The organism is Microbacterium endophyticum, assembly GCF_011047135.1.
GTDB lineage: Bacteria > Actinomycetota > Actinomycetes > Actinomycetales > Microbacteriaceae > Microbacterium > Microbacterium endophyticum.
Map to the genome: position 1 here is coordinate 2,671,044 of NZ_CP049255.1, position 18,543 is coordinate 2,689,586.

15 protein-coding genes and 1 pseudogene are annotated in these 18,543 nt (G+C 61.5%); 14 read left to right on the plus strand and 2 right to left on the minus strand.

The genetic code is table 11. The features are described from left to right. The first annotated feature begins 51 nt into the window (after positions 1-51). The 7 genes from ilvD to serA all read left to right on the plus strand — a co-directional run bounded on the left by ilvD (position 52) and on the right by serA (position 7,957). A complete protein-coding gene (gene ilvD / locus G6N83_RS12520; RefSeq protein ID WP_165142533.1) occupies positions 52-1,770 on the plus strand; it encodes a dihydroxy-acid dehydratase in 1,719 nt (572 codons plus the stop codon). Positions 1,771-1,812: 42 nt separating this feature from the next. Further along, on the plus strand, positions 1,813-3,615 hold the full coding sequence (locus G6N83_RS12525) for an acetolactate synthase large subunit (protein WP_165142535.1): 1,803 nt from the start codon (positions 1,813-1,815) through the stop codon (positions 3,613-3,615). Position 3,616: 1 nt separating this feature from the next. Further along, the gene (ilvN, locus tag G6N83_RS12530; RefSeq protein WP_165142537.1) at positions 3,617-4,126 is read left to right on the plus strand and encodes an acetolactate synthase small subunit; all 510 of its coding nucleotides are present in this window, start codon (positions 3,617-3,619) and stop codon (positions 4,124-4,126) included. Positions 4,127-4,216: 90 nt separating this feature from the next. Next, a complete protein-coding gene (gene ilvC, locus G6N83_RS12535) occupies positions 4,217-5,242 on the plus strand; it encodes a ketol-acid reductoisomerase (RefSeq protein WP_165142539.1) in 1,026 nt (341 codons plus the stop codon). Between the two features lie 125 nt (positions 5,243-5,367). Then, complete coding sequence (locus tag G6N83_RS12540; RefSeq protein ID WP_165142541.1) at positions 5,368-5,862, plus strand: DNA polymerase III subunit gamma/tau; 495 nt, start codon at positions 5,368-5,370, stop codon at positions 5,860-5,862. After that, on the plus strand, positions 5,859-6,218 hold the full coding sequence (locus G6N83_RS12545; RefSeq protein ID WP_165142543.1) for a bacitracin resistance protein: 360 nt from the start codon (positions 5,859-5,861) through the stop codon (positions 6,216-6,218). Before G6N83_RS12540 ends, G6N83_RS12545 begins: the two co-directional genes overlap by 4 nt. Positions 6,219-6,352: 134 nt before the next feature. Continuing rightward, positions 6,353-7,957 carry a phosphoglycerate dehydrogenase gene (serA, locus tag G6N83_RS12550; RefSeq protein WP_165142545.1) on the plus strand — a complete coding sequence of 535 codons (1,605 nt, stop codon included), beginning with the start codon at positions 6,353-6,355 and terminating at the stop codon, positions 7,955-7,957. Between the two features lie 462 nt (positions 7,958-8,419). On the opposite strand, the gene G6N83_RS12555 is transcribed toward serA, so the two are convergent. Continuing rightward, the gene (locus G6N83_RS12555; protein ID WP_165142547.1) at positions 8,420-8,965 is read right to left on the minus strand and encodes a TetR/AcrR family transcriptional regulator; all 546 of its coding nucleotides are present in this window, start codon (positions 8,963-8,965) and stop codon (positions 8,420-8,422) included. Positions 8,966-9,032: 67 nt separating this feature from the next. Here G6N83_RS12555 and G6N83_RS12560 point away from each other — a divergent pair, with 67 nt between their 5' ends. The 5 genes from G6N83_RS12560 (at position 9,033) to G6N83_RS12580 (ending at position 14,895) form a co-directional block, all read left to right on the plus strand. Then, complete coding sequence (locus tag G6N83_RS12560) at positions 9,033-10,583, plus strand: MFS transporter (RefSeq protein ID WP_165142549.1); 1,551 nt, start codon at positions 9,033-9,035, stop codon at positions 10,581-10,583. 43 nt (positions 10,584-10,626) lie between these two features. Further along, entirely contained in the window at positions 10,627-11,679 is a 1,053-nt protein-coding gene (locus G6N83_RS12565) for a 3-isopropylmalate dehydrogenase (protein ID WP_165142551.1), read from the plus strand. A gap of 66 nt (positions 11,680-11,745) precedes the next feature. Beyond that, positions 11,746-12,852 (plus strand): branched-chain amino acid aminotransferase, encoded by a 1,107-nt coding sequence (locus G6N83_RS12570; RefSeq protein ID WP_165142553.1) that lies wholly within the window; start codon positions 11,746-11,748, stop codon positions 12,850-12,852. A gap of 35 nt (positions 12,853-12,887) precedes the next feature. Next, positions 12,888-13,655: a fumarylacetoacetate hydrolase family protein gene (locus G6N83_RS12575; protein ID WP_165142555.1), complete on the plus strand. Its 768-nt coding sequence runs from the start codon at positions 12,888-12,890 to the stop codon at positions 13,653-13,655. Beyond that, positions 13,648-14,895, plus strand: coding sequence for an MFS transporter (locus G6N83_RS12580; protein WP_165142557.1), 1,248 nt, complete (start codon positions 13,648-13,650; stop codon positions 14,893-14,895). The genes G6N83_RS12575 and G6N83_RS12580 overlap by 8 nt, the downstream gene beginning before the upstream one ends. On the opposite strand, the gene G6N83_RS12585 is transcribed toward G6N83_RS12580, so the two are convergent. Then, the gene (locus tag G6N83_RS12585; protein WP_165142559.1) at positions 14,876-15,925 is read right to left on the minus strand and encodes an aminotransferase class V-fold PLP-dependent enzyme; all 1,050 of its coding nucleotides are present in this window, start codon (positions 15,923-15,925) and stop codon (positions 14,876-14,878) included. The genes G6N83_RS12580 and G6N83_RS12585 overlap by 20 nt on opposite strands. 82 nt (positions 15,926-16,007) lie before the next feature. Here G6N83_RS12585 and G6N83_RS12590 point away from each other — a divergent pair. Together G6N83_RS12590 and gltX are read left to right on the plus strand one after the other, a co-directional pair. Next, positions 16,008-16,949: pseudogene (locus G6N83_RS12590) on the plus strand (LysR family transcriptional regulator). A 50-nt stretch (positions 16,950-16,999) separates the two neighbouring features. Continuing rightward, positions 17,000-18,511: a glutamate--tRNA ligase gene (gltX, locus tag G6N83_RS12595; protein ID WP_165142561.1), complete on the plus strand. Its 1,512-nt coding sequence runs from the start codon at positions 17,000-17,002 to the stop codon at positions 18,509-18,511. Positions 18,512-18,543: the final 32 nt, after the last annotated feature.

The window sequence follows — 18,543 nt, forward strand, 5'->3', positions numbered from 1 at the left end:
CGCGCCCGCGTAACGCGCGAGGACCGCCGAGGCAGGAATACACTCTGTTACATGCCTGAAATCAAACCTACCTCCGGTGCGCCCATCGACATCAAGCCACGCAGCCGCGTCGTTACCGATGGCATCGAAGCAACGACCTCTCGCGGAATGCTCCGCGCTGTCGGCATGGGCGACGAGGACTGGGAAAAACCACAGATTGGTATCGCGTCCAGCTGGAATGAGATCACTCCCTGCAACCTGAGCCTTGACCGACTCGCTCAGGGAGCAAAAGAGGGCGTGCACTCAGGTGGCGGCTACCCGCTACAGTTCGGCACGATTTCCGTCTCGGACGGAATCTCTATGGGGCACGAGGGAATGCACTTTTCGCTCGTGTCACGCGAAGTCATTGCGGACTCAGTCGAAACCGTCATGATGGCTGAGCGCCTCGACGGCTCGGTCCTCTTGGCAGGCTGCGACAAGTCATTGCCCGGCATGCTGATGTCGGCTGCGCGGCTCGACCTCTCGAGCGTCTTTCTCTACGCGGGATCGATCGCGCCAGGTTGGGTGAAGCTCAGCGACGGCACCGAGAAGGAAGTCACGATCATTGACTCCTTCGAAGCCGTCGGAGCGTGCAAAGCCGGAAACATGAGTGAAGAAGACCTCAAGCGCATCGAGTGCGCAATCGCTCCTGGCGAAGGCGCGTGCGGTGGCATGTATACCGCGAACACAATGGCGTCGGTGGCTGAAGCGCTCGGGATGAGCCTGCCGGGTTCGGCATCGCCGCCCTCCGCAGACCGTCGCCGCGACTACTTCGCCCATCGTTCTGGCGAAGCGGTCGTCAACATGCTGCGCCTGGGCATCACCGCTCGCGACATCATGACCAAGAAAGCTTTCGAAAACGCAATTACCGTCGCGATGGCACTGGGTGGTTCAACCAACGTCGTGTTGCATCTGCTCGCGATCGCCAGTGAAGCCGAAGTCGAACTCACGCTCGATGACTTCAACCGCATCGGTGACAAGGTGCCGCACCTCGCCGATATGAAGCCATTTGGACAGTTCGTCATGGCCGATGTCGATCGCCACGGCGGCATTCCGGTGCTGATGAAGGCACTGCTCGATGCCGGGCTGTTGCACGGTGACGCGCTGACGGTCACCGGTAGGACCGTTGCCGAGAACCTCGAGGCGCTGAATCCCGACCCCATCGATGGCACCGTTATCCGTACGCTCGATAACCCCATCCACGCCACCGGCGGAATCACGATCCTCAAGGGATCCTTCGCACCCGACGGAGCGGTGGTCAAGACAGCAGGCTTCGATGCCGCGGTATTCGAGGGGCCCGCCAAGGTCTTCGAGCGCGAGCGTGGTGCGATGGATGCACTTACCAACGGCGAAATCATGGCGGGCGATGTGATCGTCATTCGTTACGAAGGTCCTAAGGGTGGACCGGGAATGCGCGAAATGCTCGCCATCACAGCAGCCATCAAGGGCGCCGGTCTCGGTAAAGATGTATTACTCTTGACAGACGGAAGATTCTCAGGCGGCACAACCGGCCTGTGCATCGGCCACATAGCACCCGAAGCAGTGGACGCAGGTCCAATTGCATTCGTGCGCGATGGTGATCTGATACGGGTCGATATCGCAGCTCGCACTCTCGACCTACTCGTCGATGAGGCAGAGCTCAGCTCCCGCCGCGAAGGCTGGGAACCGCTACCTCCCCGCTATACCCGTGGCGTTCTTGCCAAGTACTCGAAGCTCGTGCGTTCCGCCGCTGAAGGCGCAACCACAGGCTGATCAGACATTCATCCGCTTTTGCCGAACTCGAGGTTATTCACCATGCCCGCCGAATCCGCCACGGCCGTTCCCCGGCCCCCCGCTCGAAGCGCATCGGCGCCCGTGCTCACGGGCGCACAAGCGGTCGTCCGTTCTCTGGAGCTTCTGGGGGTGACCGACGTCTTCGGTCTTCCCGGCGGCGCCATCTTGCCGGTCTACGACCCGCTCATGGACACCGAAGAGATCCGTCACATTCTCGTGCGCCATGAGCAGGGCGCGGGCCACGCCGCCGAAGGGTACGCGTCAGCTTCCGGCCGAACGGGCGTCGCAATCGCAACGTCCGGTCCGGGAGCAACCAACCTTGTCACCGCGATTGCTGACGCCTACATGGACTCAGTGCCGATCGTGGCCATCACGGGTCAGGTCTTCAGCACGCTCATGGGAACGGATGCGTTCCAAGAGGCAGACATCGTCGGAATCACGATGCCAATCACGAAGCACTCGATTCTCGTGAAGACGCCGGAAGAAATTCCCGGCGCTATCGCTGCGGCATACGAAATCGCGAGCACTGGTCGACCGGGCCCGGTGCTTGTCGACATCACGAAAGATGCGCAGCAGGCCGAGGCGCCGTTCATCTGGCCGCCCAAGATCGATCTGCCTGGCTACCGTCCGGTGACGAAAGCGCACGGAAAACAGATTCACGCTGCGGCGCAGTTGCTCGCGAGCGCTCAGAAGCCCGTGCTTTACGTCGGTGGTGGCGTCATCCGAGCTCGTGCATCACGCGAACTGCTTGCGTTGGCTGAGGCAACGGGCGCACCTGTCGTCACGACCCTGATGGCAAGAGGCGCTTTTCCCGATTCGCACCAGCAGCACCTCGGCATGCCGGGCATGCATGGCACGGTCCCCGCTGTTCTCGCCCTTCAAGAAGCTGACTTGATCGTCGCCCTCGGCGCGCGATTCGATGATCGTGTTACCGGGAAGGCCGCGCTGTTCGCTCCGAACGCGCAGGTGGTTCACGTAGACATCGATCCAGCCGAGATCTCGAAGATCCGATACGCAGATGTGCCGATTGTGGGAGATCTTCGCGATGTGCTTGTCGACCTCGAAGCCGCCTACCACGGCGCCGTTTCCGAGGGAGAGCCCGATACCGCCGAGTGGTGGTCCTACCTCGACGGTCTTCGCAACGAATTCCCGCTCGGCTATTCGCAGCCGACCGACGGACTCATGGCGCCCCAGTACGTGATTCAACGCATCGGAGAGATGACGGGGCCCGAAGGCGTGTACGCGTCCGGCGTCGGTCAGCACCAGATGTGGGCCGCACAGTTCATCAAGTATGAACGTCCGAATTCTTGGCTGAATTCAGGTGGCGCTGGCACGATGGGCTACTCGGTTCCGGCTGCAATGGGAGCCAAGGTTGCCGAGCCTGATCGTGTTGTATGGGCGATCGACGGTGACGGATGCTTCCAGATGACAAACCAGGAACTCGCCACCTGTGCGATCAACAACATCCCGATCAAGGTAGCGATTATTAACAACTCGTCCCTCGGGATGGTCCGGCAGTGGCAGACGCTCTTCTACGACGGCCGCTATTCGAATACCGATCTCAACACCGGGCACAATTCCATTCGAATTCCCGACTTCGTGAAGCTCGCTGAAGCGTATGGCTGCCTTGCCATCCGTGTGGAACGAGAAGAAGACGTGGATGCCGCGATCCAGACGGCGTTGGAGACGAACGATCGGCCCGTCGTGATCGATTTCGTGGTGAGTGCGGACGCCATGGTCTGGCCCATGGTGCCTCAGGGCGTAAGCAACAGCTACGTGCAGTACGCCCGCGAGCACGCGCCTGCATTCGACGAGGAGGACTGAGATGACCAAGCACGTCCTGAGCCTCCTAGTGGAGGACAAGCCGGGTCTGCTGACTCGTGTAGCTGGCCTTTTCGCTAGGCGCGGCTTCAACATCGAGTCGCTCGCTGTCGGTGTGACCGAGGTGCCGGGGCTTTCTCGCATCACGGTCGTGGTCGATGTCGACCAGCTTCCTCTCGAGCAGGTCACCAAGCAGCTCAACAAACTGATCAACGTGATCAAGATCGTCGAGCTCGAAGACGCAGCATCGGTTCAGCGTCACCACATGCTGATCAAGGTGCGCGCTGATAACGCCAACCGTTCGAACGTTCTCGAGGTCGTCAACCTTTTCCGCGCGTCGGTCGTCGACTATGCGCCCGACGCTGTTGTGATCGAGGTCACCGGAGACAAGGGCAAGGTCGACGCGTTGCTTCGGGCTCTCGAACCTTTCGGCGTGAAAGAGCTCGCCCAGTCGGGCCTGCTCGCAATGGGCCGCGGAAGCAAAAGCATTACCGAACGAGTCCTTCGCGGTTAGCGCAGGCGCCCTGTCGACATAGTGGGGGCGCGCACGTGCGAAACAGCGGAATCCTGACATTGAAAAACCAAGAACAAGGAGAAACACAAAGTGGCTGAAATCTTCTACGACGACGACGCAGACCTCTCGCTCATCCAGGGCAAGAAGGTCGCCATCGTCGGCTATGGCTCGCAGGGCCACGCCCACGCGCAGAACCTGCGCGACTCGGGCGTTGAGGTCGTCATCGCCCTCAAAGACGGCTCGAAGTCTGCCGCCAAGGCGCAGGAAGACGGCTTCGAGGTCAAGTCTGTTGCCGACGCAACGGCATGGGCCGACCTCATCATGATCCTGGCTCCCGACCAGTACCAGCGTTCGATCTTCACCGACCACATCAAGGACCAGCTGACGCCGGGCAAGACGCTCGCGTTTGCGCACGGTTTCAACATCCGCTTCGGCTACATCGATGCCCCTGAGGGTGTGGACGTCATCCTGATCGCGCCGAAGGCTCCCGGTCACACCGTGCGTCGCGAGTTCGTTGCCGGGCGCGGTATCCCCGACATCATCGCAGTCGAGAGCGATGCCTCCGGTCAGGCGTGGGATGTCGCCAAGTCGTACGCGAAGGCCATCGGTGGTACCCGTGCCGGTGTCATCAAGACGACCTTCACTGAAGAGACCGAAACCGACCTGTTCGGCGAGCAGGCGGTTCTCTGCGGTGGTGTGTCGCAGCTCGTCCAGTACGGCTTCGAGACCCTCACGGAGGCTGGCTACCAGCCGCAGATCGCCTACTTTGAGGTACTGCACGAGCTCAAGCTCATCGTCGACCTCATGTGGGAGGGCGGGATCGCCAAGCAGCGCTGGTCGATCTCGGACACCGCTGAGTATGGTGACTACGTCTCGGGACCGCGCGTGATTTCTCCCGAGGTCAAAAAGAGCATGCAAGCGGTTCTCGGAGACATTCAGTCCGGTGCGTTCGCCAAGCGATTCATCGATGACCAGGATGCTGGTGCCCCAGAGTTCCTCGCGCTTCGCGAGAAGGCCCAGGGCCACCCCATCGAGGCAACGGGCAAGGAACTCCGCGCCCTGTTCGCATGGAAGCAGACCGACGAGGACTACACCGAGGGTTCCGCCGCTCGCTAGTCACGATAGACCGCCGTTCCTAACCGGCACGGCTCCGGCCCGAGCACGCCACCGCATCAAGTGACGTGCTCGGGTCTTCGTGCGTTTTGTGCGCGTTTGCTTTGGAACGCGGATAAGGTTGGCGAATGGCCCGCGGTGAAGATGACGCTCTTTCTTGGAGCGGTGACGATGATCCGACGCTCGATGTGGTTTCGCGAGATCCCGCAGATTCTCTCCCTGCGGGCTACACCGCTGTGGGCCGGGGGAGTAGACCACATGAAGACGCGGCAGACGCACCGGAATCCGAGCAGGAAACTCCGAGCGCGGGGCAAAAAGCTCCAGGCGGCATGGGGAATGCAGCGCTGGTGACGCTGGGGGTTCTCGGGGGTGTCTACCTTCTATGGACCATCGGGTGGCTCCTTGGCGGTCTTCGCCTCGCTGACTACGCCCAGTTCCTCGTCTCGCCAGTGGGTTTCCAAGTGAGTCTGTGGCTCGCCGTTGCGGCATCGCCGATCTGGTTCCTCACTGTCTTTCTTCTCACACGGCGCTCGAAACTGTGGTTGCGGCTGTCCATGCTGATTGTGGGAGTGCTCGTACTGCTGCCGTGGCCTTTCATCATGGTGGGAGCGGTCGGAACATGATGGCATCGACAACTGGCACGTCTGCCGCGCGAAGGTCAGCACTGCCCACGTGGTTGATAGCGACAGTCAGCGGGCTTTTCGGCCTCTTCTACGCCTACGCGGTGTGGAACGCGGTCGACTTGCTCATTCGACAAGCGAGCGGCCCGCTCGGATTGAGCGGCTACGGCTGGTTTGTGTTGTTGGCCGCCGTGTTCTTTCCGATCCTCGCCTTCGCCGGTGCTCTCACGCTCGGATGGCGCCGAAAAATCGGCCCACTGGTGCTCATTCTGCTCACGGGTCTCGCCCTCGTCTCGGTCTTCTGGCTGAACATCGTCGCGTACGCGAGCGTCTACGGAACGAGCCTGCTCGGCTCCTGATGAGCGTCACACAGCATTTCGTTGCGTGAGCGAGCGATAGGGTAGTACCGGTCCCGCCCGCGGACGTGCGCTGCGAGGCATCCGATCGTCCCCCGTGCTCTGCACGTCACCCGCGCTGCAAAAGGATCCACCACGTGACGAAGCCCGTTGTGCTTATCGCCGAAGAACTATCACCCGCCACGATCGACGCGCTCGGTCCCGACTTCGAGGTTCGTCATGTCGACGGAGCCGATCGCACAGCTCTCCTGCCGGCGCTGGCCGACGCGAACGCTGTTCTGATCCGCTCTGCGACGAAGATGGATGCTGAAGCGATCGCCGCGGCCCCGTCGTTGAAGGTCATCGCCCGCGCTGGTGTCGGTCTCGACAACGTCGACATCAAGTCGGCAACGACCGCTGGCGTCATGGTCGTCAACGCGCCGACGTCGAACATCATTTCCGCCGCTGAACTCACGGTGGGGCACGTTCTGAGTCTTGCTCGTCGTATCCCCGCGGCACACGCTTCGCTTTCAGAGGGTCTGTGGAAGCGCAGCTCGTACACCGGCACGGAACTCTTCGAGAAAACGATCGGCATCATCGGCCTCGGTCGCATCGGTGCTCTCATCGCTGCCCGTGTTCAGGCTTTCGACATGCGTGTCGTAGCCTACGACCCGTACGTCACGAGCGCGCGTGCGCAGCAGCTCGGCGTGCAGCTCTTGAGCCTCGAGGAACTTCTCGAGGAAAGCGATTTCGTAACGATCCACATGCCGAAGACGCCCGAAACCACGGGAATGATCAGCACCGATCAGCTCGCCCGGATGAAGTCGACAGCATATGTGGTGAACGTTGCGCGCGGCGGTCTTATCGATGAAGAAGCCCTTTACACGGCTTTGACAACGGGCGAGATCGCCGGCGCCGGCCTCGACGTCTTCACGAGCGAGCCGCCCAAGGCAGACTCGTCAGCCGCAAAACTCCTCGATCTCCCCAACGTCGTGGTAACTCCGCACCTGGGCGCCTCCACGGAGGAAGCACAGGAGAAGGCAGGCGTCTCCGTTGCGAAGTCCGTGCGGCTCGCGCTCGGCGGTGAACTTGTACCCGATGCCGTGAACGTGGCTGGTGGAGTCATCGATCCGTATGTGCGACCCGGCATCCCGCTGGTCGAAAAGCTCGGCCAGATCTTCTCGGCCCTCGCGCTTTCGCCAGTCACGAGCCTGGACGTTGAAGTTCATGGTGACCTGAGCGAATATGACGTCAGTGTGCTCAAGCTTGCGGCGCTCAAGGGCGTATTCACCAACGTCGTAAGTGAAAGCGTGTCGTATGTCAACGCGCCGTTGCTCGCGGAGCAGCGCGGCGTCGAGGTGCGGCTCATCGTCGACGACCAGTCCGAGGAGTACCGCAACGTGATCACGGTCGCTGGCGCACTGTCGGACGGATCGCAGGTGTCGGTATCTGGCACGCTCACGGGCACGAAGCAGATTGAAAAGCTCGTCGGCATCAACGGTCACGCGCTCGAATTGCCCATCGAGAAGAACCACGTCGTCATGATGTACACGGACCGACCGGGAATCGTCGCGGTCTACGGACAAAAGTTCGGCGACGCCGGCGTCAATATTGCCGGCATGCAGATTGCTCGTCAGGCCGCTGGCGGTCAGGCGCTGTCGATTCTGACCGTCGATTCGCCCGTGCCCGACGAGGTTCTCGCCGATGTGCGCGCCGCAATCGATGGTGCACTCATCCGTCAGATTGAGATCACCGAGTCGTAAACAGCCGTAACCACTCCTGACCTGCCCGTTTTTGCAGGTGTTTCGCGCGCGAGCCGGCAAAAACGGGCAAGTCACGTTGTGGATATCGCATGTTCTACACATAACAAGCCAGGTCGCCTCTGCGGTGACGACCCGCCACGAACCTTCTGTGACGTCAGCGAGTGCTCGAGCTCCTGGACAAGCATTCGGAATCGCCGAAAGAATCTGAACTGCGGTTCTTGCAAGGGCCGAGTGCAATATCGACGTCTTCGTCAGCTTCGGAACTTTCGTTGCGCGGGTCGACCTCGCCTATCGGCAACTGACTATCGCGATCGAGTACGAGGGTGACTGCCACCGGGAACCAGAGCAGTTTCGACGCGACCTGGCTCGCCGGCGTCGACTCGGGGCGTCCGGCTGGACCTACATTTCTGTCATCCAGCGCGACTCCCACAAAAACAGGCAAGTCGCGAAGAAGTGAACGGGTTACGCCCGCGTTGAGTGCTCGACCAGGGCGATGAGGGCGGCGAGTTCAGGCTCATCGAACTTGGGTCCGGGTAGTGCGCCGACGGTCAACGCGTTGTTGAAGTAGAGGCCGTCACTCACGAGCATGACGAGTTGGAGCGCTGATTCATCGCGAACATGCGGCCTGATTGCGCCTTCCCACATGTCGCGCACGCGACGTAACGCATCGGTGGCCAGAGGATGCCCATTCTGCGCGAGACGCGACACGGCGATGATCGAACGATCAAGTGGCGAGTCGGTCATGATCGAGCTGCGCATTAAGGCCGCCACCGGACCGGAGGATGCCGCGACAATCTTCTCGACGTCGAGAACTGCACGCTCTTCCATGCGTTCGATGACACCGTTTTCGAGAGCATCTTTCGACGCGAAGTGGTACAGCAGTCCGCCCTTTGAGACGCCGGCCAATCGCGCCACTGTCTCCATCGTCGCGGCCCGTTCACCGTCGCTGCGCACCACCTGCTCGAACGCATCGAGAACTGTTTCGCGGGCACGCGGTGGTCTGGTCATCGGCTAAATCGTACCTATCTCGGGCGGGCTCATCGTGTTACTATACCAGCTGGACGGTATAGAAATAATGACGACTTTTACTCAAGAAATCGAAATCGCGAACGCTGGCGGTCAAAAAGTGGGCGCCCGCGGCTGGGCAGCGCTCGCGGTGTTGATGCTTCCGGTGCTCTTGGTTTCGGTAGACAACACGGTGCTGAGCTTCGCGCTCCCCGCCATTGCTTCAGACCTTGCGCCCACCAGCGTGCAGCAGCTATGGATTATCGACGCCTACCCGCTGGTTCTCGCGGGTCTCCTCGTGACAATGGGCACGCTCGGAGACCGTTTCGGACGGCGACGGATGCTTCTCATCGGTGCCATCGGATTCGCCGCTGTCTCGGCACTCGCAGCGTTCGCACCCACTGCCGAGCTGCTCATCGCCGCTCGCGCTCTTCTCGGAGTCTTCGGTGCGATGCTGATGCCTTCGACGATGTCGTTGCTGCGGAGCATCTTTACCGACCGGGATCAGCGCCGCATCGCGATCGCGATTTGGGCCGCGATGTTCTCGGCAGGCGCCGCAGCCGGACCGATCGTCGGTGGAGTATTGCTGGAGCATTTTGCCTGGGGCTCGGTCTTTCTTCTTGCCGTCCCCGTGCTCGTGCCGCTGCTTGTCTTCGCACCGCTCTTGCTCCCCGAGAGCCGTGACCCGTACCCCGGCCGCATCGATGCGTTGAGCATCGTGCTGTCGCTGGCCACAATGGTTCCGATCGTCTACGCGATCAAAGAGATCGCGATCCACGGACCGGCTCTCTTGAGCGTGGGGCTTCTCGCTCTCGGTGGGCTTATTGGTTGGGTCTTCGTCAAGCGCCAGCTCGCGTTACCCGTCCCGATGCTCGACATGAGGTTATTCCGCCGCTCCTCGTTCAGCGGCGCTCTCCTCGTCAACACGTTGACGGTCATGGCTCTCGTGGGATTCCTCTACTTCGTGGCACAGCATCTTCAACTTGTCGTGCAGTTGAGCCCCATCGAAGCAGGATTCGCCCTCGTTCCTGGACTCGTTGCCACCATCGTTGCGGGCCTCGCGATCGTGCCGATCGCTAAGCGTTTCGCACCCAGCATCGTGGTTCCGAGCGCCTTGGTTTTCACTGTTGTCGGGTATCTGATCATCGCGGCATCGTCAACGGATGCTGCGAACGTCAGCGTGCTCGTCATCGCGTTCGCCGTTCTGGGCCTTGGGATCGGTGCGGCTCAAACAGTGTCGAACGATCTGGTCATTTCCAACGCGCCACCGAACAAGGCGGGTGCAGCCGCGGCCGTATCTGAAATGTCGTATGAGCTCGGTGCTGTGCTCGGAACCGCGGTTTTGGGAGGCATCTTGACGGCGCTTTACCGCACGAACCTCTCGGTTCCCGAGGGCATTTCGGCGGTCGACAGCGCGGCTGCTCGCGAGACGCTTGCAGGAGCTATGTCAGCCGCGGAGAGCATCGGGGGAGACCTTGGCGCTCAACTCCGGCTCGCTGCCGCACAAGCGTTTGATGCCGGCGTGAGCGTCACGTCGCTGATTGGTGCCGGCCTTGTTGTCGCAGCCGCGATCATCGCTGCCACTACCCTGGGAAGGTCCCGCCGCGTTCGGGCGCGCTGACGACCGTCGCCGCCCACGTGGCATTCCCCGCGAGGAGAAAGCTATGTCGCGCGTTGTGAAGCTCGCCGTCATCCCCGGAGACGGTATCGGTCCTGAAGTGATTTCCGAAGCCGAAAAGGTGCTGGATGCCGTCACTGCTGGCAGTGGCATCCATTTTGAGAAGACTCATTTCTCTCTTGGAGCGGGCCGCTTTCTCGAAACCGGCGACACTCTGACGGATGCCGACCTCGAGTCCATCAAGTCGCACGACGCCATCATGCTCGGTGCCGTAGGGGGAGTACCCGGCGATGCCCGGCTTAAGGACGCCAACATCGAGCGCGGACTGCTGCTCAAGCTGAGGTTCGAGCTCGACCACTACGTGAACCTGCGCCCCTCGAAGCTCTATCCCGGTGCGCCAGGCCCGCTTGCGGCGCCCGGAGATGTCGACTTTGTTGTCGTGCGTGAGGGAACCGAGGGCCCCTATGTCGGTAACGGCGGAGCAATCCGTCGTGGCACGCCTCAGGAGGTGGCAAACGAAACGTCGGTGAATACCGCCTTCGGAGTGGAGCGAGTCGTTCGCGCCGCGTTTGCTCTCGCTGACCGCCGACGCCGAAAGCTCACCCTCGTGCATAAGACGAACGTTTTGGTGCACGCCGGTGCCATCTGGAAACGTCTGGTTGACGAGGTTGCAGCAGAGTATCCAGCGGTGGCCGTAGACTATCTCCACGTCGACGCGGCAACGATCTTCCTGGTCACGAACCCGGCGCGCTTCGATGTGATTGTCACCGACAACCTTTTCGGCGATATTTTGACAGACCTGGCAGGCGCCGTAACCGGTGGCATCGGCCTCGCAGCTTCGGGAAATATCAATCCCGATCGCGTATTCCCCTCGATGTTCGAGCCAGTTCACGGATCTGCACCCGACATCGCGGGACAGCAGAAAGCCGACCCCACGGCCGCGATTCTCTCAACAGCTTTGCTGCTCGATCATCTTGGGCTCACAGCGGAAGCCGCTCGCGTCACCCGCGCGGCTGAGGAAGATATCGCGCACCGTGACGGCGCACACCGCACCACTTCACAAATTGGCGACGCGATAGCCGCGCGAGTCCAGGCGTAATCTGTACTCGCACGCAGCACACGCCGCCCTATCCCGCCCGCGGGGCGCAGAGACAGCGAGAAGAAAATGACCACGATCGATACTGACCCTGACACCGGACTCAACCCGCTCCAGTTCTTGGTGAGAAAAAATCTCGCCGCGAAGTCTCCCGCGGCGCGCGAAGAAATTCTGGCGAACCCGGGGTTCGGCACGCACTTCACCGATCACATGGTCGATGTCTGCTGGTCGGTAGGTGGAGGTTGGCATCGTCCGCGCGTGCAGCCTTACGGGCCGCTCAGCCTCGACCCGGCCGCTGCAGTGTTGCACTACGCGCAGGAGGTCTTCGAGGGTATCAAGGCATACCGGCATGCGGACGGCTCGATCCACACGTTCCGCCCCGACCAGAACGCGCGGCGTCTTCAGCGGTCAGCACGTCGGTTGGCTCTTCCCGAGCTTCCGGTCTCGTACTTCTTGCAGTCGCTTCGTGAGTTACTCGCCGTGGATGCGGATTGGGTTCCGAGCGGCGCAGACCAGAGTCTCTACCTGCGGCCCTTCATGTTCGCGAAAGAAGCATTCCTGGGTGTTCGGCCTGCCAACAAGGTTAACTACTACGTGATCGCGAGCCCCGCGGGAGCGTATTTCAAGGGCGGCGTTCAACCGGTGTCGATCTGGTTGAGTGAGGACTACTCGCGTGCTGGAAAGGGTGGCACTGGCGCTGCCAAGACCGGCGGAAACTACGCTTCGAGCCTGCTCCCGCAGTCCGAGGCGTACGAGAACGAATGCGACCAGGTCGTCTTCCTCGATCAGGATCGCAACGTGGAAGAACTGGGTGGCATGAACATCGTCTTCGTCTACAAAGACGGAACGCTCGTCACCCCACAGTCGGATTCGATTCTCGAGGGGATCACTCGGGATTCGATCCTGCAGCTTGCGGTTGACCGCGGTCACAAGATCGAGGGTCGCAACGTTTCGCTCGATGAGTGGCGTGCCGGAGTCGCTTCAGGTGACATTGTCGAAGTGTTTGCGTGTGGCACCGCCGCTGTCGTGACACCCATTGGCGTGTTGAAGGGTCGCGATTTCTTCGATCAGCAGCCGACCGGAACACTCGCGCTCGAGCTACGCGAAGAACTCACCGACATTCAGTACGGTCGTCGTGAAGACAAGCACGGCTGGCTCTACCGTCTCGATGCCTAGCCGATTCGGTGGGTCATCATCGGTAGGCTGGAACGGTGAGAATCGCACGCTTTAGCTACGAAGACGCCATCACCTACGGAATCGTCGACGGCGGTGAACTTGTCGTGCTCGCGGGCGACCCGATGTTCGCTGGATTCCAGCCGACCGGAGCCCGCGTTCCGCTCGGCGACGTGGCACTGCTGGCGCCCGTCATCCCGCGTTCGAAGATCGTGTGCGTCGGCAAGAACTATCGCGACCATGCCGTCGAGATGGGTGGCGATGCTCCCGCAGAGCCACTGCTGTTTCTGAAGCCGAACACTTCGGTCATTGGTCCCGGTGACGCGATCGTTCGGCCGGCTCAGTCGCACCGCACTGATCATGAGGGTGAACTTGCCGTCGTGATTGGTCGTATCGCCAAGAACGTCTCGGTAGAGAACGCGCTCGATTTCGTCTTCGGCTACACGATCGGTAACGACGTGACAGCTCGCGACCTGCAGAAGAGTGACGGTCAGTGGGCGCGAGCCAAGGGTTTCGACACGTTCTGCCCCCTCGGCCCCGCCATCGAAACCGAGTTCGACCCGGCGGGTGACGCGCGCGTTATCACGCGCGTCAACGGCGAAGTGCGGCAAGACGGAGCAATCTCCGACATGATCCACTCGGTTCCTGAGATTATCGCGTACGCGTCAGCCGCCTTCACCCTGCTGCCGGGAGACGTCATTCTCACCGGAACGCCCGCGGGGGTTGGCGAGTTCGTCGCGGGCGACAGGGTAGAAGTGGAAATTACCGGTCTCGGTCTGCTCGGTAACACCGTCCGGGATGCCTGAGACCGCTGTGCCGGGCATCCTCACTGAGGTGCAGCTCGGTGCCGTGCGTCGCCGCACGATCGGCGTTCTTTCTGCAGGGCAGATTCTGGGCGGGGTCGCTTTTGGCGCGACGATTTCGCTCGGTGCCGTGCTTGCAACAGATATCGCGGGCGACGAGGCTGTTGCGGGTTTTGCGACCGCCTCGGTAACCCTCGGTGCCGCCGCCCTGGCGATACCGCTCGCACGCCTCGCCCAGAGGCACGGTAGACGGATGTCCCTCGCCACGGGAATGCTGATCGCGCTCGTCGGCGTCGCTGTGGTTATCTCGGCAGCCGCGCTTCGCTCGTTTCCCGCGCTCCTCGCGGGGTTTGCGCTGATTGGCGCTGGGCAGGCGGCAAACCTGCAGTCTCGCTTCGCGGCATCTGATCTAGCGACCGACGCATCGAGAGGTCGCGACCTCTCTCTCGTCGTGTGGGCGACGACTATCGGGGCCGTGCTGGGACCGAACCTGGTTGGTCCGGGCGAGACTATCGGTGCCTCACTAGGGATGCCTCCGCTCACCGGAGCGTATGTCTTCACGATCGTGTGCCAGGTGCTGGGGGTGGCGCTCTACCTGATTGCGCTTCGACCCGACCCGTTGTTGTTGGCGCAGAAGATCGCGGCAGATCACGCCGCATCGGGCACCGCACGCATTGCTCGAGCAGACAGGCCGCTGGCGGCGCGCTACGCAATTTTCGCGGTCGCTGGCGCTCACGGAGTCATGGTGGCGGTCATGGCGATGACGCCGGTGCACCTCTTGCACCACGGCGCGACGCTGACGATTGTAGGACTCACGATCAGTCTCCACATCGCTGGTATGTACGCGCTCGCGCCGGTGTTCGGTTTTCTTGCAGACCGCCTGGGGCGCGTTCCCGTCATTCTTATCGGTCAGGTCCTGCTAGCCGCGGCACTTCTCACGGCGGGCCTTGGCCAGGACTCGACGGCGGCGGTGACGATCGGGCTCGTGTTGCTGGGGCTCGGCTGGAGCGCGTCGACGGTTGCAGGTTCTGCGCTCTTGACAGAGATGTCTTCTGAGGATCGTCGAACGACGCGCCAAGGGCGAAGCGACCTCGCAATGAACCTGGTCGGCGCTATCGGTGCAATTCTTGCCGGCGTCGTTCTTGGTGCCATCGGTTACGGCGGACTCGCGTTGATCGCTCTGGCGATTGTTGCCGCGGTGGGTGCGCTGGCACCGTTTGCTGCTAAGACTTCAGCGCACTGACAGCGAGGTCTACGTCTTCCTCATCGTTGTAGATATGGAACGCGACGCGGGCACGCCCCGCACGGCCCGATGCCACGATCTTTTTCGATGCCAAGCGGGTGACGGCGGTGCCTTCGTCATCGAGCCACGTGATGATCGCGCTTTCGCGAGTCGGCTCCGGTAGGTCCATTTCTTCACGAAAGAGGCGAGCGAGGTGAGTGGTGTGGCTGTAGAGCGCCATCTGATTCGTACGGGCAAACAGCGCCAGCGCTGGAGCGGCCCCGACAAACGCTTGCCATGCCGGCGAGACATCGAACCGCCGCGCGTCGGAGGCAAGAGTTACGGCATCCCCGTAGCAAGAATCCCAAGGGTTTTCACCCGCGTACCATCCAGCGAAAAGCGGCGATGCGCGGGTGAGTAGTGCATTCGAAACTGTGAGAAAAGATACTCCGCGCGGAGCGCACAGCCATTTGTACGCGTGGCAGATGACCGCATCGAAGACGGATGCCTCGACGGGAAACCACCCGACTGCTTGAGTCGCGTCGCACAGTGTCAGAGTTCCATGGGCGCGCGCCGCGCGGGTAATTTCTCCGACATCAGCGACTTCGCCCGTGGCGGACTGAACAAGCGAGAACGCAACGAGCGCAGTCTGAGGCTGTATCTCTGCAGCAAGATCCCGAAGCGGGACACAGCGGACCTCAAAGTCGCGCCCTGCGTGCACAAAAGGCAACACGATCGATGAGAAGTCGCCGTCAGCGACGAGCACCTCGGCTCGTTCCGGAAGCGCGGAAGCGACAAGGGCTGTCATCACGGAAGCTTGGGATCCGATTGCCACCCGTTGAGGTGCAACCTTGACGAGTCGCGCAAAGCTCCGTCGTGATCGCTCCACCGCGCTCGTGTAGTCAGCGAGGTCGGGGTGGCCACCGGCTGCCGAATCGAGGTCTGCGATGATCGCCGCACGCGTTGCGCGCGTCGGCAACCCAACTGTGCAACTGGCGAGATAGCCACGCCCGCCGCTGAACTGCGTGCGTGCCGACGTAATAGTTTTCATATATCGAGCCTCCTGCGAGCCGCTGTATTCGTCTACAGCAGGTTTGCCATCGAAAACATGACAGATGGTTATGCTTTAGGGCATGGCAGCGCAAAACGCGAGCGAAAACGACTTCGATGTCTACCCGCTACGAGTTGTAAAAGCAATCAGCGACGAAGGGTCGATTACTCGTGCTGCGTACTCACTTGGTTTCAGTCAGCCAGCGCTGAGCCAGCACGTGCGAAGGCTGGAGCAGAAGCTAGGAATTGGCATCGTCGAGCGCGTTGGCCGCACAGTGAGGCTCACCGAGGCTGGGTGAATTCTCGCTCGTCATGCACCTGCCGTGACGAATGCGTTGGATGCGGCATCCGAAGAGCTCGATGACTTGCGCGGGCTGAGATCTGGCCGTGTGCGTCTGGTGGGCTTTCCCTCTGCTTCGCCCACTGTGCTTCCGAAGCTCCTTGCGGACCTGGCCGAACGCCACCCTGGAATAGCTGTGTCGTATGTCGAGGCGGAGCCGCCCGAAGCTGTAGAAGCTGTACGCGAAGACCGCGCCGACGTCGCTTTGACTTTCAGCTATCCAGGCGACCGTGATGATCCGCATGTATCGAGCGCGCGAGGGTTGTCGGTGCGCTCCATCGGACATGACCAGATGCTTGCCGTTCTCCCGACTCATCACCCGGTAGCCCGCGCGAGCTACACCGGGGGAGAGGTCGACGTGGCGCTTCTCGCTGACGAAGATTGGATTGCGGGTTGTCCGCGCTGCCGTGGGCACCTTTTGGAGCTGTGCGGACGTGCGGGCTTCGAGCCGCGCATCACATTCGAGACCGACAACTTCATTGCCGTGGAGTGCCTTGTCGCACAAGGAATCGGAGTGGCAACCCTGCCCCGACTCGCTGTCGACTCAGTTCCTGCCATGCCTGGAGTTGTGACCATCGCGCTTCCACGCGGCGAAGAACGGACAGTTCACCTTGTGACAGCTCACGGTGCCGAAGATGTGCCGACCGTCCGCGCCACCCTCGCGGCGCTTCGCCGAGTTGTGTAAGCGCCATGTTCACCATGTGATGAGCGCGAGCGCGAGTAGGCTAGAACCCTATGTCGAGCTCACCCGATCCCCGCACCACCACTGCTACTGGCAGTGACGTGCGCGTGCGTTTTTGTCCTTCTCCCACGGGTCTCCCGCACGTCGGCCTTGTGCGAACCGCCCTCTTCAACTGGGCTTACGCCCGCCACAACGGCGGCAAGCTCGTGTTTCGCATCGAAGACACCGATGCGGCTCGTGACAGTGAAGAGAGCTATGCGCAGCTTCTGGATGCGCTTCGCTGGCTGAAGATCGACTGGGACGAGGGCGTAGAGGTCGGAGGTCCCCATGCGCCGTACCGGCAGTCGCTGCGTCACGACATCTACCGTGAAGTGCTCGACAAGCTGATCTCGGCCGGTGTGGTTTACGAGAGCTACTCCACTGCAGCTGAGATCGACGCACGCAACGAGGCCAACGGTCGAGCGAAGCAGCTTGGCTACGACAACTACGATCGCGAGCTCACAGACGAGCAGAAGGCCGCGTTCCGGGCCGAGGGTCGTGAACCGGCTTGGCGCTTGCGCGTACCCGATCACGACCTGACCTATGTTGACCTCGTGCGTGGCGAAGTCACGTTCCCTGCCGGGTCTTTCCCTGACTTCGTGATCGTCCGTGCCGGGGGAGTGCCGCTCTATACCTTCGTGAACCCGGTCGATGATGCGGTCATGGGGATCACTCACGTGCTTCGTGGTGAGGACCTCATGCCATCCACGGCTCGTCAGCTCGCGCTCTACGACGCACTTATCGAAGCTGGAGTTACCGACTTCATTCCGCGATTCGGACACTTGCCGCTGGTTCTTGGAGACGGCAATAAGAAGCTCTCAAAGCGCGATCCACGCGCGGATCTCTTCTTGCAGCGTGAGAAGGGCTTCATCCACGAGGGGCTGCTGAACTACCTCGCCTTGCTCGGTTGGTCGATCGGACCGGATCGCGACATCTTCTCACTCGCTGAGCTGACTGCGGCATTTGACGTCGAGAACGTCAACCCCAACCCTGCTCGCTTCGATCAGAAGAAAGCAGAGTCCATCAACGGCGACCACATCCGGATGCTGGAGCCCGCTGTATTTGTCGAGCGGATCATGCCGTATTTGCTGTCGGCTGGCATCGTGAGTGATCCGCCGACGGACGATCAGATGCAGCTAATCGTGGCTTCCGCGCCTCTCGTGCAGGAGCGCGTTCAGCTCCTCGGCGACGTGCCCGGGCTATTGGGCTTCTTGTTCACAGAAGAGGTCGTCTACGAAGAGGCGGCGCTCGCGACGCTGCCGGACAACGCTGGTGAGGTACTCGTCGCCGGTGTCGGTGCACTCGAGCTTGTGCCCGACACTGAATTCACGACAGCTGTGATCCAAGAGGCCCTCGCGGGCGCTCTCGTTGAGGGCTTGGGTTTGAAACCGCGGATCGCGTACGGCCCGTTGCGGGTTGCGGTCAGCGGGCGTCGCGTTTCGCCCCCACTGTTCGAATCGATGGAGCTTTTGGGTAAGGCAGAGACGATTTCTCGGCTCGGCGCTCTCGTTTCACATCGGGGCTGACTGCGGCTCGCCCGAGCTGCTCGGTTTGGCTT

Bases quoted from the DNA above. Each gene is read 5' to 3' on its own strand.
- ilvD (WP_165142533.1), top strand. From the start codon at position 52: ATGCCTGAAATCAAACCTACCTCCGGTGCGCCCATCGACATCAAGCCA.
- G6N83_RS12525 (WP_165142535.1), top strand. From the start codon at position 1,813: ATGCCCGCCGAATCCGCCACGGCCGTTCCCCGGCCCCCCGCTCGAAGC.
- ilvN (WP_165142537.1), top strand. From the start codon at position 3,617: ATGACCAAGCACGTCCTGAGCCTCCTAGTGGAGGACAAGCCGGGTCTG.
- G6N83_RS12540 (WP_165142541.1), top strand. From the start codon at position 5,368: ATGGCCCGCGGTGAAGATGACGCTCTTTCTTGGAGCGGTGACGATGAT.
- G6N83_RS12545 (WP_165142543.1), top strand. From the start codon at position 5,859: ATGATGGCATCGACAACTGGCACGTCTGCCGCGCGAAGGTCAGCACTG.
- G6N83_RS12555 (WP_165142547.1), bottom strand. From the start codon at position 8,965: ATGACCAGACCACCGCGTGCCCGCGAAACAGTTCTCGATGCGTTCGAG.
- G6N83_RS12560 (WP_165142549.1), top strand. From the start codon at position 9,033: ATGACGACTTTTACTCAAGAAATCGAAATCGCGAACGCTGGCGGTCAA.
- G6N83_RS12565 (WP_165142551.1), top strand. From the start codon at position 10,627: ATGTCGCGCGTTGTGAAGCTCGCCGTCATCCCCGGAGACGGTATCGGT.
- G6N83_RS12570 (WP_165142553.1), top strand. From the start codon at position 11,746: ATGACCACGATCGATACTGACCCTGACACCGGACTCAACCCGCTCCAG.
- G6N83_RS12580 (WP_165142557.1), top strand. From the start codon at position 13,648: ATGCCTGAGACCGCTGTGCCGGGCATCCTCACTGAGGTGCAGCTCGGT.
- G6N83_RS12585 (WP_165142559.1), bottom strand. From the start codon at position 15,925: ATGAAAACTATTACGTCGGCACGCACGCAGTTCAGCGGCGGGCGTGGC.
- gltX (WP_165142561.1), top strand. From the start codon at position 17,000: ATGTCGAGCTCACCCGATCCCCGCACCACCACTGCTACTGGCAGTGAC.